Below are 21,999 nucleotides of genomic sequence, written 5' to 3' on the forward strand. Positions count from 1 at the left end.
CAGATACCCACTGGTGCAGGCGATCGAGGGACTGACGGTCGACTTCGAGCTACACACGAACCCGGACGGTTCCTACACCGTCCACTTCCGCCACGGACTGCCCTTCGGCCACCAGGCAGCGGCGATGATCAACGAACTCGCGGTCCATCGCGATGAACACTGTCCGATCTGTACGGCGGTCCTGCTGAAGTCCGCCTCGCACAGTCCCGGCAGCGACGCCGATCTAGCGGACCTCATCCGCAAGGCGGTTCACCACAACTGGCACTTGACCCATGGCCCCGAACGAGTCGTTCGCCAGCGCACCGACTCGCCAGACGTAGAGCGCCGCGTTTGTTGAACAGCGATTCGGTCCGCGCCTCGCGCCGGCCTCTTCGTCCGGCCGCGAGGCGGACCGCCACGATGGCTAGCAGGAGGTCACAGAAGCAACGTCCTATCACGCCATGCGATGCGCAGTAGCGTCAACGCACTCGCTGATAGCCGCGGATTCAATCGCTCTATCGCCTCGCCCGAGAACGGCATGTCCGTTCGACCGTTGCCACCAACGATCTTTCCCTCATCGTTGGTGCGCACGAGGTTCGCAAACAGCTCATCGAACACGAGGTCATCGAGCACCGCCACCGTGAGCTGCATCGCGCCCAACTCCAAGGGCTCAATGACGAGTCCGTAATGCCACAACCGGAATCCCCCGCCGTCGCGGAATCGCTCAAACGACCTGAACGGCTCCTCAGTGGCGTAGTCGATCGGTTGAGGGCTGTTGCCGTCGTGCTCAGGATTCCCGAGGAACTCCTCTGAGAACTCGCGCATGATGTTGCGCCACAGGGAAAAGTCGTTGTAGACGTCCGTCGGGTCGACGGAGGACGGTTGAAACTCACCCGCTGGCATGACATGGCAGAGTCCGCCCCCGTCAGCGACTTTGCCGCCGTCGCGCTCGTGCAGCACGAACCGGTGATCACCATCGTGGCCTCGACGGATCGTCAGCGTGTTGATCCCAGGAGACATCAGCAGACGATCGGGATCGAACGGATCACCGATGGACCTGCGCAACGGCAAAGCGTCCCAGTCCGGCACCGAACGCTCTGCCGCAAGCCACGCTGACTTGAACTCGTGGGCTACTGATTGCTTCACGTCGAACGTCTCAAAGAAGGACGTCGTACCGAACGTGAGTTCCAGGCCTCGACGGCTGTCGAGGCCGAGCAACCTGTAGCTCAGACGATTTTCCAGCAGACGCGGGCGGACGAGGTCGCGCACCGCACGGCTGTAGTTCGTATACCGATGTCCACGGTCAGTGAGCGGAAGGACATGGTCAACCGGCGCTAGCGACGGAACGGGGTGCTGCGATTCGCTCCATAGCAACCGGACGTCATCAAGTTCGACAGGTTCGTCCAGCAACCAGCCAGGTCCAGTCAGAACGTGTCCGCCAGGTCCACGGGAAGACTCTGGATAGAGCCACGCAGCCAACTCGGTCAGTTCGCGGCCCCGGACTCCTGGAGCGTTCCTGACCTCCAACCACTGGTCTTGGCTGGCCCGAACCTGGTGGCTTGGTGCCACCTCGGGTGTGGTCGGTGGCGCTGTCGAGGCCGGCGAGTCCGTCAAGCGGGCGCGCAGCCGCATCTGCTCGTCTTTCGCTTCGGCTCGCAGCGCGACGAGGACGCCGTCGGCGTCGAGCACATTGTCGAGGGCCTTCACGAGTTCCCGCGACGGAAGGTTCTTGCCGACCTTCTGGGCGGAGGCTATGTACTGCCTGCTGTACCCAGCCCTGATCGCGACCTCGTTGTCGCTGAGCTTCGCGAGCTTCCGCAACTCTTTGACCTTCTTAGCCAACCGCACGGCTGCCGGTTCTGGCTGCTTGTCAGCGGCGAGTCGATCGTTCGTCACGGCGTCTCCGAGTCCATCAAGGGGGGAGGCAAATACGCGCGCAGCTTGATTTGCCTCCTTACGTGATCTTAGCCGCGCTGGTCACATAGCAGCAGGCCGCCGACGAGGCGGCATGACGGGGAGGTCAAGGTGGCGGGTTCCTGCAAGAACGACTCGGACGTCGTCGGGGCGGTGGTGGCGTCGTCGCGCCTGCTGCCGCTCGTGACGGACTCTGTCCGATCGACGCTCCGGCCCGAGTTGCTCGACGTGATCGAGTACCGCAAGTCCGGGCTCAGCGTGAACTGGATCATCGGCTGCCCTCTGGACTGCTCGTACTGCGTCCGCCACCTGTTCGACAACTTCGAGATGAGGGTTCCTCGCGCCTTGATGCGTGAGGAGGAGGCAGTTGACCGCCTGATCACGCATCCGCACTTCGAGCCGGGCGTGACCCCGATTCAGCTTCTCAACCGCGCGACCGACCCGATGTTGCAGGCGGTCAAGCCGCACCTGTTCAACATGCTGCGCCTCCTCGACGAGCGCGGGTTGACCAACCACGTGCTGGTGATCAGTAGGTGGCACGTGAAGCCGGAAGACTGCGCGGTACTGAACTCTTTCCAGAACATCAAGGTCACTCTCTTGATCACGCACTCTGGGATCAATGACGAGCGGGTTGAACCGGTTGACTCCAACATCGCGGCGACGTCGTTGCGCACGGCGTTCGAACACGCCGCCAGGTACCGCACGGTCTTGTACTGGCGACCGATCGTGCCTGGCCTGAACGACAGCGATGAGCACATCAGTCAAGCGCTCGAACTCAGCAGGTACGCCCACGCAACGGTGTTCACCGGTCTGTTCTACAAGGACCAGATCCGGGAGTACTACGTCTCCAACGGTTTGCCGGAGCCCTACGAGGACGGCGCACGGCGCAAGGTGTTCCCCGAGGAACTGGAGCGGCGCATCCTCGCCGCGGCGAAGGCTAGGCCGGCGGGTGGGTCGCCACTGTTCCGCAAGACCTCCTGCGGCGTGACCTACGCCCACGGCGTCGCCGACTACAACGGGCACTTCGGCATCCGCGAGTTGTGCGACATCTGCCCCGCTTCACAGTTGGCGCGGTGCGCAAAAGCGTGGACTCCGCCCAACACGCCGGAAGTCGCAGCGATGGCTGAGGCTCTGGGCGGCAAGCTGGTGACCATCAACGAACGCGCCGTGGTCGTCGCTGGGTTGGACGAGCAGCGCCGCTACCGACTTCAACACCACTTCGGCTACCAGATCCACGACATCAACAAGCCGCACCTCGTTCAACGGCACGGACGCGCCGAGACCGGGTGGCCCGCTCCTCAGGAGGTCTCGTGACCAGCACCCTTCCCGCCGCTCTGCGCGACCGCGCCCTGGTGGTCGCCGACGTCGAGGGCAACGGGCAGCAGCCGCCCGACATCGTGGAACTCGCAATGCTCACGGTGGACGGCCCCGGCGACCAGTCGGACTTCAAGTCGTGGCTCGTGCGCCCCACGCGCCGGATCTCTCCCATCGTCCAGCGCATCCACGGAATCAGCAACGCGGACGTCGAGAACTGCCCGCCGTGGTCCGCCATCGAGCAGGAGGTCTCAACTCTCCTGGCCGGTCGCACCTTGATCGCGCACAGCGCCTCGGTCGAGTACAAGGTGATTGGCTCCCACCTGCCGCAATGGGCGCCCCCGATGGTCCTCGACACTCTCAAGCTCGCCAAGCACGTGTGGCCAGATCTGGAGAGCTACAAACTCACCGACCTGATCGCACACGCCGAGATCGACACGACGGAGTTCAGCGAGCAGCGACCACACCGAGCGGGATACGACACGTGGTGCGCGTGGCTGCTCCTGTGCGCGCTTCTCGGCGATCAGGAGATGACCTGGGAGCAGTTGGTCAAGGTGGCGCACCTGAAGGGCTTCGAACCGTCTGCCGAACCTGACGGTGGGCTGTGGTGAACAGTTCCGTTGAACGACCGGTCACCGTCGCGGTCGCTGGCACGCACTCGACGGGCAAGACGACGTTCATCGCGCGCCTCGCGCATGAACTGCGCCGCGACAAGATCACCGTTGCACATGTGGCCGACCTCGGCGAGACCGCCATGAGTCTCGGGCTGCCCCTTCTCGACAACCACACCTGGGCCTCAACTCTGTGGTTCATCACCAAGGGAATCAGCAGCGAGATCGAGGCGTGGAATCGGGCTGACGTTGTTCTTATCGACCGGCCGGTCGCGGACGCGATTGGCTACTACCGGGCCGCGCTTGCCTACCGGAGTGAGCAACCAGAGCCTGACCGCATGACCATGCTCGAATCACTCGCACGGCATCACAGCAGCAACTACGACCTGATGTTCAGAACCACGCTTGATCCCACTATCCCGTTGGGTGACAACAAGGAGCGAGACTCCAACGCGCGGTTCCGACACCTCGCGGATCTTCATGTCGCTAGCGTTCTTGACGACCTGGATCTTCCGCACGAGTTGTTGCCGGTGGACGGCCACGATGCCGCCTTGTCACACGCCATCCGCTTCATCGACGGCTACCTGAGCGGCGTTACCGGCAATTCCTGATCCCCCAAGCTGGCGGCAAGGGCCGGGTGACTTCCCCGACCCCCGACCCTTGCCGCCGACCCAACACCCAAAGGCGTTTGCAAATGACAATGTCTGCGGTGAAGTCGCGGCGGAAGTCATCTGTCCAAGAAGGTGACGAGCTAGACGCAACCATATCGCTTTGCGGCGAACTGCTTGGCTGGCCGATCGCGGTCAACACCGAAGGTGTTTTCCTGCCGGTCAGCAAGGAGATCGGCGGTCTCACAGTGCCTGCTGGACTTGCAGGCGAAGTCAACACGGAGATCATCCGTCGCGAGATCCGAGTCCCGATCATCGCAGCACCAGGGGTGGGAGGCCGGTGGGTATTCCTCGTTCAGATGCCGCCCTCGCTCCCCGGTCTTCCGGTGGGAGTAGGGCTGATAAGCGGAACTACTCGAATCCCGCTTCCGCCGACGAAGGTCGGCGATGAGCCTTCACGATGGATCTCTCGGCCGTCGGACATGTACCGGGTCGTCGTTCCTCCAGCGAGCCAGGTACTCCAGGCCATTCGTTACACCCTGAACCCGAAACCCATCTAGTGGGGCCATCGGTGAACGATCTATGCATCTGCGGCTGGCCGCTCTTAATCGTGCTCGTTGAAGCACACGTTGGATTCGTGGTCTTTCTGTTGATTCCGACCAACGGCCGGACCGCAAAGAAGATCGGCCGATGGGGACGGCAACACGGCCCCGAACGCGGCGGTCGTACCGTGGCTGATCTGATCGAGGACCGAGAGCGAGACAACGTTTCGTTGGGCAACTAGATCGACTGGACGAGGGGCGCCTCCTGTCTCGTCCAGTCAGCGACGGAGCCGGTTGAAGACCGGTCGTCCACCTGCACCTGCGGCTCCTGGCTCCGTCGCACTTCTGAGGAGATTACCTGTGGCACTTGGGAAATTTCGGTACATCCAGGGGTGTCGAGCAGATCAGCTCGGACCCCAAAGGCTTCAAGCCGAACCGGACGAACTCGCCGCGCGTGTGGCTGTCAACTACAGCTGCCCACAGGGGCATGTCTTCGACGTGCTGTTCGCCGCCGAGGCCGAAGAGTTGCCGCCTGTTTTGAGCTGTCGGCGGCACGGCGTTGAGTGCAGGCGGGTGGATGCGGCACCGCCTCAAAGGAAAGCACCGAAGGTGCGGACGCACTGGGACATGTTGCTTGAACGTCGGTCACTCCCTGAATTGGAAAAGCTCCTCGACGAACGCATCAGGCTCTTGCGCGCCACACGCGCGGAGATCTAAGCACAACAGGACGGATCAGGTAGAACGTGCGAAGAAAAGGACGCCGGGGCAACGCAGGACTCCGGCGCGGCGCTACGGCTCCTATCGACTACGGCCCAGATGGGATGTCGCGGTGGCGGCCATGCCCGGTGTGCTGGAAGGTCGGCTGGATCGAAGAACACTTTGCAAAGCAGGCCTTGACGCTGTTGCGTGAGGAATACGCGAGCAGAGCGCGCCAGACCGGACTGGATCACCGCACGGTAAAACGCGTGTTTCAGTGCGACCCTACGGGGCATGGCTTGTGGCACACCACAAGCCAGGAAGAGTTCCGATTCACGGCGCTGGTACTTCCGCCGCCTCCGGAGCCTGTGACGCCGAACCTGCCGGAGTACTGGGAATCGGTTCGCCTCTTGATTATAGGGCGAATAAAGACGTCAAGTCCGGGTTATCTTCCTCGTTTGGCCGTTATAGCAAGCCACTTCGGTACACACCAGGCAAATCGTCAGGTCAAGGAAATGATTCAGCAACTGGTTGCATCTGGTTTTGTCGAGCTGCGTGACGACATTCCTGGTTGCGGGAAGGTCTACGCCACGCGATTCGCTGGGGTTACCACTGGCGGAGGCTCCTGCTCGCCAAGATCCTCGGACTGAGCCAGCAGCCACCGAAGATGGAACTTGCAGGGCGCACCCTGACGTCACAGATTGTGATCTTTGCCCTATCGTCTAGGACGCGGCTGAATGTTGGCGGACGCGCGCGGAACTGGTCGCTGATCGTTTCCACTGAGCCTGAATCGGCACGATCAGGTCCTTAGGCTCGGCAGCAAGCCACGACTAGGCAGCGCTGACCTGCGGATATGTATTCCCAGTATGAGCGAAGTTGACGTTCGCCGTCTTCGACTGGCCGTACGCCTGCCAGCGGTCGTACTCGCGGTGCGCGTAGTGGATGTCGTCGAAGACGACGTCGCTCATCAGGTGGGCCGAGGAGCTCACGTTGACCACTCGGGCGCCTTCGGCTCGCAGGGAGTTGAAGAGGCCCGTGGTGAGGGCGAAGTGGCCGTAGTGGTTGGTGGCGAACTGGAGTTCCCAGCCCTCCGCCGTGCGCGTCAGCGGCGTGGCCATGACGCCCGCGTTGTTGATGAGCAGGTGCAACGGGCCGTCCCAGTTGCGGGCGAACGCCTTGACCGAGGCCGGTGAGGCCAGGTCCAGGTGGGCCGTGGAGATGGTCTTGTTGCCGGTGGCCTTGACCAGGGCGGTGGCCACGCGCTGGGCCGCGTCCTGGTCGCGGGCGGCGATCGTGACCTCGGCGCCCGCGGCGGCGAGGGCGCGGACGGTTTCCACGCCGATGCCCGACGCTCCGCCGGTGACGACGGCGCGGCGGCCCGTCAGGTCGTGCTGGGCCGCCACTTCGAGGGCGGTCGTGTCGAAGCCGTAGCCGGTGGTGATCATGCTTGCACCTTCAGGGTTTCCTCGGAGAGCTTCCACAGCTGGGCGGCGTTCTCCGGATCGGTGGCGTAGGAGGCCAGGCCGTTGGTCATGCCCGGCTCGTTCGGGAGGGCCTCGTTGCAGTCCTCGAAGTAGAGGCCCGAACGGCCTTCCACGAGAGGCGAGACGGCGAGGACCAGGGTGGTCGCGGCGCCTTGTTCAGGCGTCTTGAGCTGCAGCGGGTTGTCTCCGCCGCGCAGGCGGATGCGCGCCTGCAGTTCCTCCTGCGAGATGTGGCGCTGCAGGGCGGTGAGGATGCCGCCGGGCATCAGGGCGTTCATGGTGATGCCCTCGGACGCCCAGCGCTTGCCCGCCTCGACGCCGAAGAGGATGTTCGCCGTCTTCGACTGGCCGTACGCCTGCCAGCGGTCGTACTCGCGGTGCGCGTAGTGGACGTCCTCGAAGACGACCGGGCTCGAGAGGTGGCCCGCCGAGCTCACGTTCACCACGCGGGCGCCCTCCGCGCGCAGGGCCTCGAAGAGCCCGAGCGTCAGCGTGAAGTGGCCGAAGTGGTTCGTGGCGAACTGGAGCTCCCAGCCCTCCGCCGTGTGCGTCAGCGGCGTGGCCATGACGCCCGCGTTGTTGATCAGCAGGTGCACCGGGCCGTCCCAGGCGGCGGCGAAGGCCTTCACCGACTCCTGCGAGGTCAGCTCCAGCGGCGCGACGCGCACCGCCTCGTTGCCCGTGGACGCCGTGACGTCCGCGGCCACTTTCCGGCCCGCCTCGACGTCGCGGGCGGCGATGGTGACCTCGGCCCCGGCGGCGGCGAGAGCCCGCACGGTCTCGACGCCGATGCCCGACGCCCCACCGGTGACCACGGCGCGACGGCCGGACAGGTCGACGCCCTCGACGACCTCGAGAGCGGTGCTCCCGAACCCGAACGGGGTGGTGATGCGCTCACTCATCTGATTTCCCCAACCTCTGTCGTACACTGAAACGGAGGTTCCTCCGGTTCGAGTTCCACCGTAAACGGAGGGTCCTCCGTTTTGCAAGTGACGTACCCCATAGGAGTGATGAACGTGCGTGCCGACGCGGTCCGGAACCGGGGGCTGCTGATCGAGGTGGCGCGTGACGCGTTCACCCACCACAAAGACGCGACGCTCGGCGCCATCGCGAAGGAGGCGGGCGTCGGCATCGGCACCCTCTACCGGCACTTCCCCACCCGCGAAGCGCTGATCGAGGCCGTCTACCGCACCGAACTCGAGAAGCTCTGCGACGCCGCGCCCGAACTCCTGCGGACCCACTCCCCCGAGGACGCGCTGCGGGAGTGGATGAACCACTTCATCGGCTACATCAACGCGAAGCACGACCTGAAGGACGCACTGCAGGCGGTGTTCGCGCTGGGCATCAACCCGTTCGAGCACAGCCGCGCGAAGCTGGTCGAGGCCATCACCCTGCTGCTCACGCCACTGGGGGCCACCGCGGAGCCGCTCGACGTGATGACGCTGGTCGTCGCCGTCTCCCAGAACGACGACGAGGATCAGGCGGGCAGGCTGCTCGACCTGATCATGGCCGGGATCCTCCACGGCGCTGAGACTCGGCACGCTGGGCTTCGAAGCGCTCCACCAGCACCGGCGCCTCGTTGAGCAGGAACGCGTAGAAGTCCCGCATGTACTCGAGCCGGTCGCGCGCGCGACCGGCCCCGACCGCGTCGACCCCCTCGTCCACGGCGCGCAGCACCTCGTCGACCACCGAGTGCTGCCGGGTGTAGAGCGTCGTCCAGGCGTTGTCGCGCATGCGGAAGTGCTCCCGGCGGCTGCCGGCGACGTGCACCCGCTCGATCAGCCCCATCTGCGCGACCATCCGGACCGCACCGGACACCGACCCCGCGCTCACCCCGAGCTCGGACGCCAGGTCGGCCGCGGTCAGCGTCTCCTGCTCGGAGAACAGGAACGCCGCCAGCGCGCGTGCGCCCATCCGCTGCATCCCGACGCCGACCAGCGTGAGCGCCAGCCGCTCGGCAGCCTCCCTGCGCTCTGTCTCGCCCGTCACAGCCACCCTGTCTTCAGAAATTTCTGAACGTTCGCTAGCCTCAATCCTAGGGGAAGGGGCTGGTCATGGCCACAGGACTCAGCGGCAGGGTGCTCGTCGTCGGAGCCGGGATCGCAGGGCTCGCCACCGCGCTGAGGTTCGCGCGCAGCAAGTGGGACGTCGTCGTCCTCGACCACGGCACCCACCCGCCGATCCCGATCGCCGGCCCCGACCGCCACGCCGCCCGCCGGCTCGCCGCACTCCCCCACGGCCTGCGCTACGAGACCCGCACGAGCCGGGTCACCGGCCTGCACCCCGACAGGTTCGGCGTCACGGTCACCTTCCACGACCACGAGGACGAGTGGTTCGACGTCGTCGTGTGCGCCCACCCCTGCTGCGAGGCGGAACGATTACCCGGTCTCTGCGTGGAAACGTGGTCGCGCGACCACATCGCCCTGCTCCACCGCGCCGTCCGCGACACCGGCCTGCCGCTGTCCGCCGCCGAACTCCTCGCTGACGCGTTCGACATCCACACCGACGACCGCACGGCTTTTGCTTGGTGGGAAACCACTCTGAAGCCACACACGATTAGGCGGGCCTTTACCCGCGTTCGGTAAGCCTGCTTGTCATGACCACGTTACGGAGACGCACGTTCATCGTGGGCGGCCTCGCGGGCGCGAGCGCCGGGGTCCTCGCCCCCAGTCTCGCCAACGCGATCGGCTACCCCTTCACCCTGGGTGTCGCGTCCGGCGAACCGGCAGCGGACGGGTTCGTGATCTGGACCCGGCTCGCCCCCAACCCCCTCAACGCCGACGGCCTCGGCGGCATGCCGAACACGAACACGGCAGTCGAGTGGCAGGTCGCCACCGACGAGCGCTTCACCGCGATCGCCCGCACCGGCACGTTCACCACCGCCCAGGCGAGCGCCCACTCCGTGCACGTCACCCTCACCGGCCTGGAGCCGGGACGCGAGTACTGGTACCGCTTCCGCGCCGACGGCCACATCTCCCCCGTCGGCCGGGCGCTCACCGCGCCGGCCGTCGGCACCCAGCCCGCGCTGACCATGCTCTTCGCCTCGTGCTCGCACTACGAGGAGGGCTACTTCACGGCCTACCGCCGGATGGCCGAGGAGCACCCCGACCTGATCCTGCACCTCGGCGACTACATCTACGAGGGCGCCGCCACCACCACGAAGGTCCGCAAGTTCGCCCCCGCCACGGAGATCAGCACGCTCGCGAACTACCGGGTCCGGCACGCCCAGTACAAGACCGACCCGGACCTGCAGGCCGCGCACGCCACCGCACCGTGGATGGTCGTCTGGGACGACCACGAGGTGGAGAACAACTACGCCAACCTGGTCCGCAACGACAGCAGCCCGGCCGGTGACTTCAAGGCCCGCCGCGCCGCCGCGTACAAGGCCTACTACGAGCACATGCCGCTGCGCAGCGCCCAGGCCCCGACGGCCGAGAACATGCTGCTGCACCGCAGGGTCCGCTGGGGCAGCCTCGCCACGTTCCACCTGCTCGACACCCGCCAGTACCGCGACGACCAGGCGTGCGGCGACGGCACCAAGGTCTGCCCGGAGGCCGACGCCTCGGCCCGCACGCTCACCGGCAATTCGCAGGAGACGTGGCTGGTCGACGGCCTGCGCCAGAAGCTCGGCACGTGGGACCTCCTCGGCCAGCAGGTGTTCTTCGCGCAACGCCTCGCCGCCGCCGACGGGTCCAAGAGCATGGACGCGTGGGACGGCTACACCGCCAACCGCGCGCGCATCCAGAACGCCTGGGACACCAACGGCAACAAGGGCACGGTCGTGCTCACCGGCGACGTGCACCGCAGCTGGGCCGCCAACCTCATGCAGAACTACGGCACCCAGAACCGCGTCATCGGCACCGAGCTCGTCACGACGTCGATCACGTCCGGCGGTGACGGCAACGCCGCCGACAACAGCCTCAACCCGACGCTGAACCCGCACGTCAAGTACTTCAAGAACCTGCGCGGCTACGTCAGGACCCGCACCACCTCGACGCAGATGAACGTCGACTTCCGCGCCGTCGACAAGGTCACCGTGCGCGACTACCCGGTCAAGACCGTCGGCAGCTACGTGGTCGAGGCCGCCAACCCCGGATTGCAGGCACCGTGAAGACACTCCTGATCGCGAGCCTCCTGCTGGCACCCGCCCCCATGACGTGGTCCACGGTCAACAGCGACTCGACCGGCGACCAGGACAACGCGTCCGTCTCGGTCTCCCGCAACGGTTACACGGCCGTCGTGTGGGAGGACGACCGCGACACCACCGCCCCCGAGGACCCGGTGCACTCCGACGTCTGGCTCCGCCTCTACAAGGAGGGCGCGCCGGTCTACGAGAAGAAGATCTCCACCGGTGGCACCGGCACGTGGCGGCACTGGCAGCCGGACGTGTCGGTGCGCGAGGACGGCAGCGCCGTCGTCGTGTGGTCGGAGGACCCGGACGGCAACGGCTACTACAACATCGCCGTCCGCAACGTCAGCGCGTCCGGCACCGTCTCGGGCACCGGCACGGCCAACGCCAACTCCGACGGCCAGCAGTACTTCCCCAGCGTGGCGGCGGATCCGGACGGCCCGGGCTTCGCGGTCACGTGGGAGGACAAGCAGGGCACCGCCGCCCCCACCGTGCGCGTCAGCATGTTCGCGTCGATCAGCTCGAAGTCCTACGAGGCGCTGGTCAACAACGCCGGGGGCACGCACGCCAAGCCGCAGGTGGCGATGGGCGCGGCGGGCAACGCCGTGATCGTGTGGGAGGCGGACGCGAACGTCGCCCGCAAGACCGTCACCCCCGCCGGCACCGTGAAGCAGGCGCAAACCACGACGGGGCAGGGACAGCGCCCCGCCGTGGCGGCCAACTTCAACGGCGACTTCGCGGTCGCCTGGGAGCAGTCGGGCGTGCGCGTCCAGTCGTTCACCGCCGCCGGGGTCTCGCGCGGCGCCGTGGCGAGCACGACCGGCGCGGACCCGCAGGTCGGCATCGACGACCAGCTCGGCGTCGCGGTGACCACGGCCGAGGCGCAGGACGTCCACACGAGCGTCTACAACCCCGACGGCTCCACGACCGGCCGTCCCGCCCGGCAGCTCACGGTCTCGAACGCCACCGGCAGGCAGGACGAACCCGCCGTCGGCGTCGACCCGTGGGGCCGCGTCACCGTCGTCTACACCGACGACAACGACGGCAACGCGTTCGACCAGATCTACCTGGGCACCGGCCTGAGCACCCAGCAGTGGTGAGCGCTCAGCGCTGATTGAGCGGCCTGCGCCGCTGGTGGACCTCCGTCAGCGGCGCGGGCTTCCAGAACCCGTTGGGGTCGTAGGTGTCCACGCCCGGCGGCACGATCTCGTCGATCCGGTCCAGCACGTCGTCGGTCAGCACCAGCGACGCGCCCTCCAGCAACGACTCCAGCTGCTCCATCGTGCGCGGCCCGGTGATCGCCGACGTGACACCGGGGTGCGTCGTCACGAACGCGATCGCGAGCGCCGGCAACGACACGCCCATCTCGTCGGCGAGCTTCGCGAACTGCTCCACCGCCTCGAACTTGGCCGCGTTGCGCTGCAACGACTCGTCGAACCGCTCGGGGTTGAGCGACGCCCGGAACGCCTCCGGTGACGCCCCCTTGCGGTGCTTGCCCGTCAGGAACCCGCCCGCGAGCGGGCTCCACACCAGCACCCCCATACCGAGCCGTTGCGCGGTCGGCAGCACGGCCCGTTCGATCCCCCGCGCCAGCAACGAGTACGGCGGCTGCTCGGTGCGGAACCGCATCAGCCCGCGGTTCAGCGCCACGTGGTGCGCCTCGACGAGCTCCTCGGCCCCGAACGTCGAGCAGCCGAACGCCCGGATCTTGCCTTCCCGCACCAGGTCCGTGAGCGCGGACAACGTCTCCTCGACGTCGGTCCTCGAGTCCGGCCGGTGCACCTGGTAGAGGTCGATCCAGTCGGTGCCGAGCCGCTTCAGGCTGGCCTCGACCGCCCGCACGACGTACCGGCGCGAGTTGCCGCTGCGGTTGAGGCCCTCCCCCAGCGGGAAGTGGAACTTGGTGGCCAGCACGACGTCGTCGCGCCGGTCCTTCAGCGCCTTGCCGACGATCACCTCGGAGTCGCCCGCCGAGTACATGTCGGCGGTGTCGACGAAGTTGATGCCCGCGTCGAGCGCGCGGTGGATGATCCGCACGCCCTCCTCGTGGTCGGCGTTGGCGACGGAGCCGAACATCATGGCGCCGAGGCAGTGGTGACTGACCTCGATGCCGGTTCCCCCGAGAACGCGATAGCGCATGTTCATGCGGCGAACCTATGAAGTAGAGCCGACTCTAGGTCAAGCCTATGCTCGCGGGCATGGGGTTGAGCATCGGACAGGTCGCGGAACGCACCGGGCTGAGCGTGCACGCGCTGCGCTTCTACGAGAAGGAAGGCATCCTCGCGCACCAGGTCCACAGAGGACCGGGCGGTCGCCGCGTCTACCAGCAGCAGGACGTCGACTGGCTGCGCATGTGCATCATGCTGCGGATGTCCGGGATGCCCGTGCCGGAGATCCGCCGCTACACCGAGCTGGTGCGCCAGGGCGACGGCAACGAGTTGCAGCGCCTCGACATCCTCAAGGAGCACCAGGAACGCGTCCAGCAGCAGATGGTGCAACTGCAGGAATGCCTGGACCTCATCACCTACAAGGTGGGCAAGTACCAGGACTACGTCAATTCGATCGCGACCAGGGCCGTCGGCCAATAGCCTCGGGAGCATGCCCGTCGTGCTCTCGTTGAACGTCGCCCAGAAGACGATGCCGGTCGACTACGCCCGCGCCGGCGTCACCGGCATCGACAAACGCCCCGTGGACGGGCCGTTGCTGGTCAGCCCCGTCCAACCGCGGGGTGAGGAGGGCAGCGGGGTCGCGGGCGACTCGATCGGCGACTGGACCGTGCACGGCGGCGAGTACCAGGCGGTGTACGCCTACGCGCGCGAAGACCTCGACTGGTGGCAGTCCGAGCTCGGCGCCGAGCTGCACGCCGGCCAGTTCGGCGAGAACCTCACCACGCAGGGCATCGACCACACGAACGCCGTGGTCGGCGAGCACTGGCGGATCGGCACGGCGTTGCTGGAGGTCACCGGGCCGCGCATCCCGTGCCGGACGTTCGCGGAGTTCCTCGGTCAGCGCGGCTGGGTCAAGCGGTTCACCCAGCAGGTGCGGCCGGGCGCGTACTTCCGCGTCCTCGAGGAGGGCCTGATCGGGCCGGGCGACGAGATCACCGTCGTGCACCGGCCCGACCACGACGTCACGGTCGCGCTGTTCTTCCGCGCGGTGACCACGGAGGCCGCCCTGCTGCCCCGGCTGCTCGCCGCCGGCGACTCGCTGCCGCCGGAGGTCGTCGAGCTGGTGCACAAGCGGTCCGTGGTCGAACTCGACCCCCAGGCCTAGATCCTCAGGCCTAGGCCGGGAAGTTCCGCACCCAGCGCTTCTGCCACGGCGTCTCGACCGCGCGCTTGTGGTAGTTGGCGCGCGTCCACGCCACCGCGTCGGCCGCCGGGACGCCCGCCAGCACGGCCAGGCACGAGATCACCGTGCCGGTCCTGCCGACGCCGCCGCTGCACGCCACCTCGACCCGTTCGCCGGACAACGCGCGGGCGTGCAGCGAGCGGATCAGCGCGATCGCGGCCTCGTGATCACGCGGAAGGCGGAAATCCGGCCAGTCGATCCAGTCGTGCGGCCACGGCACGTCCACGGGCTTCGGCTGGAGGTACACCCCGTACTGGGGGTGCGGCTCCACGATCCTGCCGTCGCGCAGGCCGCGCCCGGTGACCACGGCGCCGTCCGGTAGTTCGATGGTCTTCACGAAAAACGTTCCCCCATGTCATCGCTAGGCGAACAGGAGCACGACCAGCGGCGGAATCCCTTCCGCCGCAACGCCTCCCCACGCCGAGTTGCGCTTGCGGCTCAACGCCAGCTGGTCGGCCACGGCCAGCACGACGCTGCCGGCGAGCATGAACCACGAGATGTAGAAGATCAGCGTACGCCCGACCAGTTCCTGACCGGTGTGCAACGCCACCAGCCCGGCGACCAGGCCGCAGGCCAGGAACAGGTTGTAGAACCCGACCCCGAACGCCCACAGCCGGATCGCCGGGACGTCCTGCGCCGGTTGCCCGAACATCGACTGGTGGACGCGCCCGATCAGGAACGCCTCGCAGATCCACACGACGACGTGCACCAGGGCCGCCACCACGACGGCGACCTGGGCGACGACGCTCACCGCGTCACCCCGTGCCGGGCCAGCGACTCCAGGCCGTTCGAGGAGAGGTCCGCGAAGAACGCACCCATGACCTCCCCCACCGCGAACGCCAGGAACTGCACCGACGGCGTGTGCACGGTGAACGTGTGGGACGCGTTGGGCGCGATGGTGATGGCGTCGCCCGGTGAGAGGTCGAACAGCTCTCCGTCGAGGAACACCGCCATGCGTCCGTGCAGCACGTAGTAGGCCTTGGGCCACGGTGTGCGGTGCGGTGGTGCGGCCTCGCCACGAGGCGCGTCCACCTCGAACACCTCGTAGGCGCCTCCGGTGTCCTTCCCGGAGATCCGGACGGTGATGGTCGCGTCGGGCACGGTCAGCACCGCGCCCTCGCCTGCGGTCGTCAACATGCGCACCAGCCTGCGCAGGCCCGCCCGCGCGCCACATCCCGGAAAACTGGGATCCCGGACCGCCGCGGGCGGGCGCATACTGCCGACCATGTGGGAGGGTCGGGCGCTCGGCGTGCGACGCGACGTCACGGCACTGGCGAGCGCGGGGCTCGACGTCGCCCAGCTGCACGAGGCGGCCATCGCACTGGTGGACCGGATGGTCCCGTGCGAGCTCACCTGCTGGGCGTCGATGGACCCGGACACCACCGTGATCAGCACGATGACCAGTGGCGCCAACCGCATCCCCCAGCAGTACGAACCGGTCCTGGCGGCCTGCGAGTACACGCCGGGAGAACCGCACACGTTCGCGTCGCTCGCCCGGCGCGGCGACACCGTGGCGCGGCTCGAGGACCAGGGGTCGGCGCGGTTGAACGAGGTCTGGCGGCCGCTCGGCCTCAGTCACGAGCTGCGGGCGTTGTTCCGCGCCGACGGCACCTGCTGGGGCGCGGCGGGCATGGTCCGCGCCGGTGAGTTCAGCGACCGCGAACTGGAGTTCCTGGCGTCGGTGGCCCCCGCGCTGGGTGCCGCCACCAGGGTGGCGGCCCGCGTCTCCACGCGCGGCACCGGCGACCCCGCCATCGTCGTGGTCGCCAGGGACGGCACCGTGCGGGCCTCGACCGCGTCCGCCGCGCGGTGGCGCGACGAACTGGAGGACGTCGCACCCGGCCGGTTCGCGGTGATGCTGCGGGCGGCGGCGGCCGGAGCGCGGTCCGGCACGTTCCGGGCGCGCGTCCGCGACGCGCACGGCGGCTGGATCCTGCTGGAGGCGAGTGCTCTCGTGAGCGACGACGGCGACGGCGAGACCGCCGTGACGATCAGCAGGGCGACCGGCGCCGACCTGCTCGGCCTGCTGGTCAAGGCGCACGGTGTGACCAGCAGGGAGGAGGACGTCTGCCGCGGTGTGCTGGCCGGGCGGCCGACGGCCGAGATCGCGGCCGGGCTGGGCATCTCGCCCTACACCGTGCAGGACCACCTCAAGTCGCTCTTCGCCAAGTTCGGGGTGCACAGCCGGGCGGAGCTCGCCGCCAGGCTGTCCTGACCGGCGTGCCCCGCCCGCGCGTTCAGCGGACCGCCCGGTCGTGCTCGGCCACGACCGAGAGGTAGTGGACGTTCGTCATGACGCCCAGGATGTTGCCGAACGGGTCGACGACCGACGCCGTCACGAAGCCCTCACCACGCACACGCGGTTCGTCGTGCGGCTTCGCGCCCAGCTCCAGCAGCCGGGCGAGCGTCGCGTCCAGGTCGTCCACGGCCCAGTAGAGGATCTGGCCCGCCGGGCCGTCGGACGGCGTCACCTCGAAGCGGCGCTGCACGATGCCGAGCTCCGCCTGGAAGTCGCCCAGCCGGAACTCGACGTAGGCGAGCACTCCGTCCGGGGTGCTCCGCGCGAAGTAGGCGTCGACGCCGAGGAACGCCGCGTACCAGTCACGTGCTTCGGCCACGTCGTCGGCGAAGTAGGACACGGTCGACATGCCTCGCAACATTGCTTCCTCCAGGGTTTTTCGGGCGGTGTGGGTCCAGCTTCGGCCGCAAAGTGCTCATCTGGTGAGCACTTTTCCTGGCAACCTGGAGACATGCGCGCAGACCGTCTGGTGGCCACCCTGTTGCTGATGCAGGCGAGGGGCCGGGTGACCGCCGCCGAACTCGCCGCGGAGCTCGAGGTCTCCACCGCGACCGCCCGGCGTGACCTGGAGGCCCTGTCGGCGGCGGGGGTACCCGTGTACCCCCAACCGGGGCGAGGTGGGGGCTGGTCGCTCGTCGGTGGTGCCCGCACGGATCTGAGCGGGCTGACCTCGGCGGAGGCGCAGGCGTTGTTCCTGGTCGCGGGACCCGCGGCGACGGTGGCGCCGGAGATCAAGTCGGCGCTGCGCAAGCTGGTCCGCGCGCTGCCGCGGACGTTCCGGGCGGAGGCCGAGGCCGCCGCCGACTCGACGCTCGTCGACACCGCCGCGTGGGGCGAGGACGTCCAGGACCGGCCCGCACTGGTCAGGGGACTGCAGCGCGCCGTCGTCGACCAGGTGCGGGTGCGGTTGACCTACCGGAAACGGGGCCAGGAACCGGAGGGGCGCGAGGTCGACCCGTGGGGGCTCGTCGACAAGGACGGCACCTGGTACCTCGTCGCCGGCACCCCGGACGGCCGGCGGACGTTCCGGCTCGATCGGATTCTGGGCATGACCCCCACCGGCACCCCGTCCAGCCGGCCGGCGGACTTCACCCTGGCCGGGGCGTGGGACGAGATCGTCACCGCCGTCGAGGGCAAGCGGTCGGAGACGGTGGCGTCCCTGCTCGTGCCGACGAGGTTCCTGGAGGTCTTCCAGCACATGCACGGCCGCCACTGCACCGTCGTCGAGGACCTGGGCGAGCAGACGTCGGTCGAGCTGACGGCACCGACGGCGCTCGACATCGCCCGCAACGTCGCCGGGTGGGGCGGGACGATCGTGGTCGAGTCGCCGGACGTCCAGGAGCACCTGGCGCGCATCGGCGCCGAGCTCGTCAGGCGATACCCGCCTGCTGCTCCAGCCGCGTCAGCCGAGCCATGATCATCTTCAGCACCTCGGCCGAGTCCTGGCCTGCCTTGTGCTGCCTCTGCAGGTGGACGATGCCCGCGAGAGCCGCCTGGACGGCCCGGCGCGCGCCCTTGAGATCGGCGCCCTGGTCGCGCAGTTCCCGGCCGCCGGCGCCGTTCGGTTCGGCGAGGATGCCCAGCAGCAGGTGCTCGCAGCCCAGGTAGTTGTGGCCGAGCGCGATCGACTCGGTGACCGCGAGTTCCAGCGCGGCGGCCGCGTCGTCGTCGATGCCGGTTTTCCGGCCGAGGTCCACGGGAATGAAAGTGGCGAGGCCGTCCGGGTCGATGTCGATCGCGCGGAGCACGTCGAGCGCCAGGTTCCCCTCCTCCCGGACGATGCCCGCCAGGAGGTGCGTGGTGCCGATCTTGACGCCTTGGGCGAGTTCGCCGGCTGTCTGGAGCGCTTTCCAGGCTCGTTCGGTGAACTGCGGGAACTTCTCCCGTCTGAGATCGGCGACCGTGAGCCCCCTGATCGCGGTGATCCGCTTCACGGAGCCTTCGAGGGCGCGCTGGCAGATCGCCGAGACGGGGATGTTCATGTCCTTCACGGACTCCGCCAGCTCGTCAGGGAGGTACACGTTGATTTTAGGCATAACCCCATCCCTACCCCCATATAGGGTTACAGTCAACGCCCAACGCCACAACCGTCACACTTGTGAGTGATCAGAGGGGACGGGTGCACAACCGTGGAGGAGAGCAGCAGGCTCATCGGGAGCCGCTACCAGTTGAAGCAGAAGGTCGGCCAAGGCGCGATGGGAGTCGTCTGGCAGGCCTACGACGAGCAGCTCCACCGCGTCGTCGCCGCCAAGGAACTGCTCGGGCTGGACGGTCTCGACGACGCCAGAGTGGATCGCGCGAAGGCCAGAGCCATGCGCGAGGCCCGCCTCGCCGCCCGCCTGGAACACCCGAACGCCATCCGCGTCTACGACGTCGTGGAGGAGGACGGCAGGCCCTGGCTGATCATGGAGTACCTCCCCTCCCGCAGCCTCGCCGCCGTGATCACCGAGCAGGGCACGCTGCCGCCGCGCGAGGTGGCCCGCATCGGCTGCTACACCGCCGCCGCACTGGCGGCCGCGCACCGCCACGGCATCCAGCACCGCGACGTGAAGCCCGGCAACGTGCTGATCGGCGACCAGGAAGTCAAGATCACCGACTTCGGCATCTCCCGCGCCACCGGTGACTCCACGGCCACCGCGACCGGCACCGTCGGCACCCCCGCCTTCTTCTCCCCCGAGGTGGCCCGCGGCGAGGACGCGGGCCTGCCCTCCGACGTGTTCTCGCTCGGCGCCACGCTCTACAACGCCGTCGAGGGCGGCCCGCCCTTCGGCACCGCCGACAACCACCTCGCGATGCTGCACCGCGTCGCCGGTGGCTCGATCATGCCGCCCGCCAACGCGGGCCCCCTGCTGTCCCCGGTGCTGTTCCGCCTGCTCGCCACGGACCCCGCGCGCCGGCCGACCATGCAGGAGGCGGTGCACCTGCTGGCGGCCGTGGTCAACGAGACGCCGCAGGTGTCCGAGGCGACGGTGATCATCCCGGCGACCGTGCAGCTGCCGGTCGAGGCCCAGCCGGAGGAGAAGGCCAAGCAGGAGTCGGCGGCCGCGGCGGCGGGTCTGGTCGCGGGTGCCGCGTCGGCCGAGGCTGCCGGGTTGGTCAGCACGCCGGGGCCGGGAACGGCACCGGCGGCCGGTGCGACGGACACGGCGGCGAGCGCCGCAGACACGCCGGACGCGGCGGCCGGAGCGGCTGGGGCCGCGAAGGGTGCCGAGCAGGGGGCGGATGCGGGAGTCGCTCCGGACGACGCCGCGCAGTCCGCCGGACCGGCAGCGGAGAACGCGGCCGCGGAGAACGCGGCGGCGGAGCAGGCAGCGGCGGTCAAGGCCGCCACCGACAAGGCGGCCGCCGAGAAAGCCGCCGCGGACAAGGCAGCCGCGGACAAGATTGCGGCCGACAAGGCAGCCGCGGACAAGATTGCGGCCGACAAGGCGGCAGCCGAGCGGGCAGCCGCGGAGTCCGCGAAGGCCGCCGCCGCCACGAAGGTCGCCGCGGCGGCACCGACCGCCGTCGCCTCGCCCGTGACCCCGGTCAGCACCCCACCCGGTCCCCCGGGCCAGGAGGAGGAGCGGCGCAAGTTCCCGCTCGTCCCCATCCTCATCGTGCTGCTGGTGATCGCGGTCGGCGTCGGCTCGTTCCTGTTGTGGCCCAAGGGCGGCAGTGACAACAACGCCCAGCCGCCGGCGAGCGACGGCCAGACCGGCTCCACCACCACGGGCCAGACCACCGGGCAAACGACCGAGCAGTCCCAGCCCCAGCAGCCGGGCAGCAGCCAGACGCAGCCCCCGGCGACCGGCGAGACGCAGCCGCCCGCCAACGCCCCGAGCCAGCCACAGGCCCCCGCCGGCCCGAAGAACGCGCAGGAGGCGATCACCGCCTACTACGCGCTCATCCCCGGCAACCTGCAGGAGGGCTACTCGCTGCTGACGGACCGGTTCAAGGCGTCCAAGGCGGGGCCCTACGAGTCGTACCGGCAGTGGTGGGGCCAGTACTCCGGCGTGCAGGTCTCGAACCCCGTGCCGCAGGGCGACAACGGCATCACCGTGACGCTCACGTACCTGAGGAACGGGGTCGTCGACCAGACGGAGACGTCGACGTTCACGTTCGTGCAGCAGAACGGCAAGTGGTTGATCGACAGTCAGGCATGATCGTGGCATGACCCGACGCGCACTCGTCACCGGAGCATCCCGCGGCATCGGCGCCGCGATCGCCCACGCACTCGCGGACAGCGGCCACCGGGTCGCCGTCCACTACCGTTCCGGGGCCGACGAGGCGCAGCGGGTCAGCGAGAGCCTGCAGGGCGACGGGCACGTCACCGTGCAGGGCGACCTCGGCGCGAACCAGGCCGAGCAGGTCGTGAACGAGACCGTCGAGAAGCTCGGCGGTCTCGACGTCCTCGTGAACAACGCGGGCCTGTACTTCTTCCACCCCATCTCGACGACGAGCTTCGAGGAGTGGCAGGAGGCGTGGCGGCGCACCATCGAGCTCAACCTGTACGGGCCGGCCGACCTCGCCTGGCACGCCGTGCGGCACATGGGGCCGGGGGCGAGGATCATCAACGTGGGGTCGCGGGGTGCCTACCGGGGTGAGCCCGACGCCCCCGCGTACGGGGCGGCGAAGGCGGGGCTGCACGCGATGACGCAGTCGCTCGCGCAGTCGTTGGCACCGCAGGGGATCGCGGTCGCGGGCGTGGCCCCGGGGTTCGTCAACACCGAGATGGTCACCGAACTCATGGCGGGACCGGCGGGGGACGCCATCCGCGCGCAGAGCCCGTTCGGGCGCGTGGCGGAGCCCGAAGAGGTCGCGTCGGCCGTGGCGTGGCTGGCTTCGGAGAAGGCGACCTGGGCCAGCGGCACGATCATGGATGTGAACGGGGCCTCTCACCTGCGCTGACGGGGAAACCGCCGACCGGAACGAGTTCCGGTCGCTTGTTGATCTTCCAGCAACCGGTCTAGACCACTAACGTCGCGGTGGGCGCTCGACGAAGTGGAAGGCCTCCCCTGCAATGCGTTCATTCCGCTCACGCCTCGGTGCCGCCGGCCTCGCGCTGGCCGCCGCCGCGGCGACACTGACAG

General features: G+C 68.3%; 25 protein-coding genes. 15 read left to right on the forward strand and 10 right to left on the reverse strand.

Features of this window, described 5'->3' with window-relative positions; genetic code table 11:
* Positions 1–13 precede the first annotated feature (13 nt).
* Positions 14–337 carry a hypothetical protein gene (locus tag QSK25_RS24960; protein WP_285641705.1) on the forward strand — a complete coding sequence of 108 codons (324 nt, stop codon included), beginning with the start codon at positions 14–16 and terminating at the stop codon, positions 335–337.
* 77 nt (positions 338–414) lie between these two features.
* On the opposite strand, the gene QSK25_RS24965 is transcribed toward QSK25_RS24960, so the two are convergent.
* Positions 415–1,875: a helix-turn-helix transcriptional regulator gene (locus QSK25_RS24965; protein WP_285641707.1), complete on the reverse strand. Its 1,461-nt coding sequence runs from the start codon at positions 1,873–1,875 to the stop codon at positions 415–417.
* A gap of 129 nt (positions 1,876–2,004) precedes the next feature.
* Here QSK25_RS24965 and QSK25_RS24970 point away from each other — a divergent pair, with 129 nt between their 5' ends.
* The 4 genes from QSK25_RS24970 to QSK25_RS24985 all read left to right on the forward strand — a co-directional run bounded on the left by QSK25_RS24970 (position 2,005) and on the right by QSK25_RS24985 (position 5,685).
* A complete protein-coding gene (locus QSK25_RS24970; RefSeq protein ID WP_285641708.1) occupies positions 2,005–3,207 on the forward strand; it encodes a radical SAM protein in 1,203 nt (400 codons plus the stop codon).
* Positions 3,204–3,818: a 3'-5' exonuclease gene (locus QSK25_RS24975; protein WP_285641709.1), complete on the forward strand. Its 615-nt coding sequence runs from the start codon at positions 3,204–3,206 to the stop codon at positions 3,816–3,818. Before QSK25_RS24970 ends, QSK25_RS24975 begins: the two co-directional genes overlap by 4 nt.
* Positions 3,815–4,429: an AAA family ATPase gene (locus QSK25_RS24980; RefSeq protein ID WP_285641710.1), complete on the forward strand. Its 615-nt coding sequence runs from the start codon at positions 3,815–3,817 to the stop codon at positions 4,427–4,429. Before QSK25_RS24975 ends, QSK25_RS24980 begins: the two co-directional genes overlap by 4 nt.
* 899 nt (positions 4,430–5,328) lie before the next feature.
* On the forward strand, positions 5,329–5,685 hold the full coding sequence (locus QSK25_RS24985; RefSeq protein WP_352236310.1) for an RNA polymerase-binding protein RbpA: 357 nt from the start codon (positions 5,329–5,331) through the stop codon (positions 5,683–5,685).
* A gap of 809 nt (positions 5,686–6,494) precedes the next feature.
* Here QSK25_RS24985 and QSK25_RS24990 read toward each other — a convergent pair.
* Together QSK25_RS24990 and QSK25_RS24995 are read right to left on the reverse strand one after the other, a co-directional pair.
* The gene (locus tag QSK25_RS24990; protein WP_285641711.1) at positions 6,495–7,109 is read right to left on the reverse strand and encodes an SDR family NAD(P)-dependent oxidoreductase; all 615 of its coding nucleotides are present in this window, start codon (positions 7,107–7,109) and stop codon (positions 6,495–6,497) included.
* A complete protein-coding gene (locus tag QSK25_RS24995) occupies positions 7,106–8,050 on the reverse strand; it encodes an SDR family NAD(P)-dependent oxidoreductase (protein ID WP_285641712.1) in 945 nt (314 codons plus the stop codon). The genes QSK25_RS24990 and QSK25_RS24995 overlap by 4 nt, the downstream gene beginning before the upstream one ends.
* A gap of 108 nt (positions 8,051–8,158) precedes the next feature.
* On the opposite strand from QSK25_RS24995, the gene QSK25_RS25000 reads away from it, so the two are divergent.
* Positions 8,159–8,731 carry a TetR/AcrR family transcriptional regulator gene (locus QSK25_RS25000; RefSeq protein ID WP_285641713.1) on the forward strand — a complete coding sequence of 191 codons (573 nt, stop codon included), beginning with the start codon at positions 8,159–8,161 and terminating at the stop codon, positions 8,729–8,731.
* On the opposite strand, the gene QSK25_RS25005 is transcribed toward QSK25_RS25000, so the two are convergent.
* Positions 8,652–9,137, reverse strand: a complete 486-nt coding sequence (locus tag QSK25_RS25005) for a GbsR/MarR family transcriptional regulator (protein WP_285641714.1) — start codon at positions 9,135–9,137, stop codon at positions 8,652–8,654. The two genes, QSK25_RS25000 and QSK25_RS25005, sit on opposite strands and share 80 nt — an antisense overlap.
* A gap of 65 nt (positions 9,138–9,202) precedes the next feature.
* Between QSK25_RS25005 and QSK25_RS25010 the strand changes: the two genes are divergently transcribed.
* From QSK25_RS25010 to QSK25_RS25020, 3 genes are read left to right on the forward strand one after another with little or no spacing between them, the layout of a single operon-like run.
* The gene (locus QSK25_RS25010) at positions 9,203–9,733 is read left to right on the forward strand and encodes an FAD-dependent oxidoreductase (protein WP_285641716.1); all 531 of its coding nucleotides are present in this window, start codon (positions 9,203–9,205) and stop codon (positions 9,731–9,733) included.
* An 11-nt stretch (positions 9,734–9,744) separates the two neighbouring features.
* The gene (locus QSK25_RS25015) at positions 9,745–11,259 is read left to right on the forward strand and encodes an alkaline phosphatase D family protein (protein WP_285641717.1); all 1,515 of its coding nucleotides are present in this window, start codon (positions 9,745–9,747) and stop codon (positions 11,257–11,259) included.
* Positions 11,256–12,377 (forward strand): hypothetical protein, encoded by a 1,122-nt coding sequence (locus QSK25_RS25020; protein ID WP_285641718.1) that lies wholly within the window; start codon positions 11,256–11,258, stop codon positions 12,375–12,377. The genes QSK25_RS25015 and QSK25_RS25020 overlap by 4 nt, the downstream gene beginning before the upstream one ends.
* Before the next feature lie 4 nt (positions 12,378–12,381).
* On the opposite strand, the gene QSK25_RS25025 is transcribed toward QSK25_RS25020, so the two are convergent.
* On the reverse strand, positions 12,382–13,416 hold the full coding sequence (locus tag QSK25_RS25025; protein ID WP_285641892.1) for an aldo/keto reductase: 1,035 nt from the start codon (positions 13,414–13,416) through the stop codon (positions 12,382–12,384).
* A 59-nt stretch (positions 13,417–13,475) separates the two neighbouring features.
* On the opposite strand from QSK25_RS25025, the gene QSK25_RS25030 reads away from it, so the two are divergent.
* Positions 13,476–13,865, forward strand: a complete 390-nt coding sequence (locus QSK25_RS25030; protein WP_285641719.1) for a MerR family transcriptional regulator — start codon at positions 13,476–13,478, stop codon at positions 13,863–13,865.
* Between the two features lie 10 nt (positions 13,866–13,875).
* Positions 13,876–14,550: an MOSC domain-containing protein gene (locus QSK25_RS25035; protein WP_285641720.1), complete on the forward strand. Its 675-nt coding sequence runs from the start codon at positions 13,876–13,878 to the stop codon at positions 14,548–14,550.
* A 10-nt stretch (positions 14,551–14,560) separates the two neighbouring features.
* Here the strand turns inward: QSK25_RS25035 and QSK25_RS25040 are convergent, their stop codons facing one another.
* The 3 genes from QSK25_RS25040 to QSK25_RS25050 are packed head-to-tail and all read right to left on the reverse strand — an operon-like array spanning position 14,561 to position 15,765.
* Positions 14,561–14,965 (reverse strand): protein-tyrosine phosphatase family protein, encoded by a 405-nt coding sequence (locus tag QSK25_RS25040; RefSeq protein ID WP_285641721.1) that lies wholly within the window; start codon positions 14,963–14,965, stop codon positions 14,561–14,563.
* A gap of 24 nt (positions 14,966–14,989) precedes the next feature.
* Entirely contained in the window at positions 14,990–15,379 is a 390-nt protein-coding gene (locus tag QSK25_RS25045; RefSeq protein WP_285641722.1) for a DUF1304 family protein, read from the reverse strand.
* The gene (locus tag QSK25_RS25050) at positions 15,376–15,765 is read right to left on the reverse strand and encodes a cupin domain-containing protein (RefSeq protein WP_285641723.1); all 390 of its coding nucleotides are present in this window, start codon (positions 15,763–15,765) and stop codon (positions 15,376–15,378) included. The genes QSK25_RS25045 and QSK25_RS25050 overlap by 4 nt, the downstream gene beginning before the upstream one ends.
* 88 nt (positions 15,766–15,853) lie before the next feature.
* Between QSK25_RS25050 and QSK25_RS25055 the strand changes: the two genes are divergently transcribed.
* Positions 15,854–16,843, forward strand: a complete 990-nt coding sequence (locus QSK25_RS25055) for a helix-turn-helix transcriptional regulator (protein ID WP_285641726.1) — start codon at positions 15,854–15,856, stop codon at positions 16,841–16,843.
* A 22-nt stretch (positions 16,844–16,865) separates the two neighbouring features.
* On the opposite strand, the gene QSK25_RS25060 is transcribed toward QSK25_RS25055, so the two are convergent.
* Positions 16,866–17,276, reverse strand: a complete 411-nt coding sequence (locus QSK25_RS25060; protein WP_285641728.1) for a VOC family protein — start codon at positions 17,274–17,276, stop codon at positions 16,866–16,868.
* Between the two features lie 102 nt (positions 17,277–17,378).
* Between QSK25_RS25060 and QSK25_RS25065 the strand changes: the two genes are divergently transcribed.
* A complete protein-coding gene (locus QSK25_RS25065; protein WP_285641729.1) occupies positions 17,379–18,344 on the forward strand; it encodes a helix-turn-helix transcriptional regulator in 966 nt (321 codons plus the stop codon).
* Here QSK25_RS25065 and QSK25_RS25070 read toward each other — a convergent pair.
* Complete coding sequence (locus QSK25_RS25070; protein ID WP_285641730.1) at positions 18,298–18,963, reverse strand: Clp protease N-terminal domain-containing protein; 666 nt, start codon at positions 18,961–18,963, stop codon at positions 18,298–18,300. The genes QSK25_RS25065 and QSK25_RS25070 overlap by 47 nt on opposite strands.
* A gap of 93 nt (positions 18,964–19,056) precedes the next feature.
* On the opposite strand from QSK25_RS25070, the gene QSK25_RS45440 reads away from it, so the two are divergent.
* Together QSK25_RS45440 and QSK25_RS25080 are read left to right on the forward strand one after the other, a co-directional pair.
* On the forward strand, positions 19,057–21,072 hold the full coding sequence (locus QSK25_RS45440; RefSeq protein ID WP_352236315.1) for a serine/threonine protein kinase: 2,016 nt from the start codon (positions 19,057–19,059) through the stop codon (positions 21,070–21,072).
* A 7-nt stretch (positions 21,073–21,079) separates the two neighbouring features.
* On the forward strand, positions 21,080–21,817 hold the full coding sequence (locus tag QSK25_RS25080; protein WP_285641731.1) for an SDR family NAD(P)-dependent oxidoreductase: 738 nt from the start codon (positions 21,080–21,082) through the stop codon (positions 21,815–21,817).
* Positions 21,818–21,999 lie beyond the last annotated feature (182 nt).

The organism is Lentzea sp. NBRC 102530, assembly GCF_030269365.1.
Classification (GTDB): domain Bacteria; phylum Actinomycetota; class Actinomycetes; order Mycobacteriales; family Pseudonocardiaceae; genus Lentzea.

What these genes read in the sequence shown, in the direction of transcription:
- QSK25_RS24990 (WP_285641711.1), bottom strand. Translation starts at nt 7,109, where the DNA reads ATGATCACCACCGGCTACGGCTTCGACACGACCGCCCTCGAAGTGGCG.
- QSK25_RS24995 (WP_285641712.1), bottom strand. Translation starts at nt 8,050, where the DNA reads ATGAGTGAGCGCATCACCACCCCGTTCGGGTTCGGGAGCACCGCTCTC.
- QSK25_RS25000 (WP_285641713.1), top strand. Translation starts at nt 8,159, where the DNA reads ATGAACGTGCGTGCCGACGCGGTCCGGAACCGGGGGCTGCTGATCGAG.
- QSK25_RS25010 (WP_285641716.1), top strand. Translation starts at nt 9,203, where the DNA reads ATGGCCACAGGACTCAGCGGCAGGGTGCTCGTCGTCGGAGCCGGGATC.
- QSK25_RS25015 (WP_285641717.1), top strand. Translation starts at nt 9,745, where the DNA reads ATGACCACGTTACGGAGACGCACGTTCATCGTGGGCGGCCTCGCGGGC.
- QSK25_RS25025 (WP_285641892.1), bottom strand. Translation starts at nt 13,416, where the DNA reads ATGCGCTATCGCGTTCTCGGGGGAACCGGCATCGAGGTCAGTCACCAC.
- QSK25_RS25030 (WP_285641719.1), top strand. Translation starts at nt 13,476, where the DNA reads ATGGGGTTGAGCATCGGACAGGTCGCGGAACGCACCGGGCTGAGCGTG.
- QSK25_RS25035 (WP_285641720.1), top strand. Translation starts at nt 13,876, where the DNA reads ATGCCCGTCGTGCTCTCGTTGAACGTCGCCCAGAAGACGATGCCGGTC.
- QSK25_RS25050 (WP_285641723.1), bottom strand. Translation starts at nt 15,765, where the DNA reads ATGTTGACGACCGCAGGCGAGGGCGCGGTGCTGACCGTGCCCGACGCG.
- QSK25_RS25055 (WP_285641726.1), top strand. Translation starts at nt 15,854, where the DNA reads ATGTGGGAGGGTCGGGCGCTCGGCGTGCGACGCGACGTCACGGCACTG.
- QSK25_RS25060 (WP_285641728.1), bottom strand. Translation starts at nt 17,276, where the DNA reads ATGTCGACCGTGTCCTACTTCGCCGACGACGTGGCCGAAGCACGTGAC.
- QSK25_RS25065 (WP_285641729.1), top strand. Translation starts at nt 17,379, where the DNA reads ATGCGCGCAGACCGTCTGGTGGCCACCCTGTTGCTGATGCAGGCGAGG.
- QSK25_RS25070 (WP_285641730.1), bottom strand. Translation starts at nt 18,963, where the DNA reads ATGCCTAAAATCAACGTGTACCTCCCTGACGAGCTGGCGGAGTCCGTG.
- QSK25_RS25080 (WP_285641731.1), top strand. Translation starts at nt 21,080, where the DNA reads ATGACCCGACGCGCACTCGTCACCGGAGCATCCCGCGGCATCGGCGCC.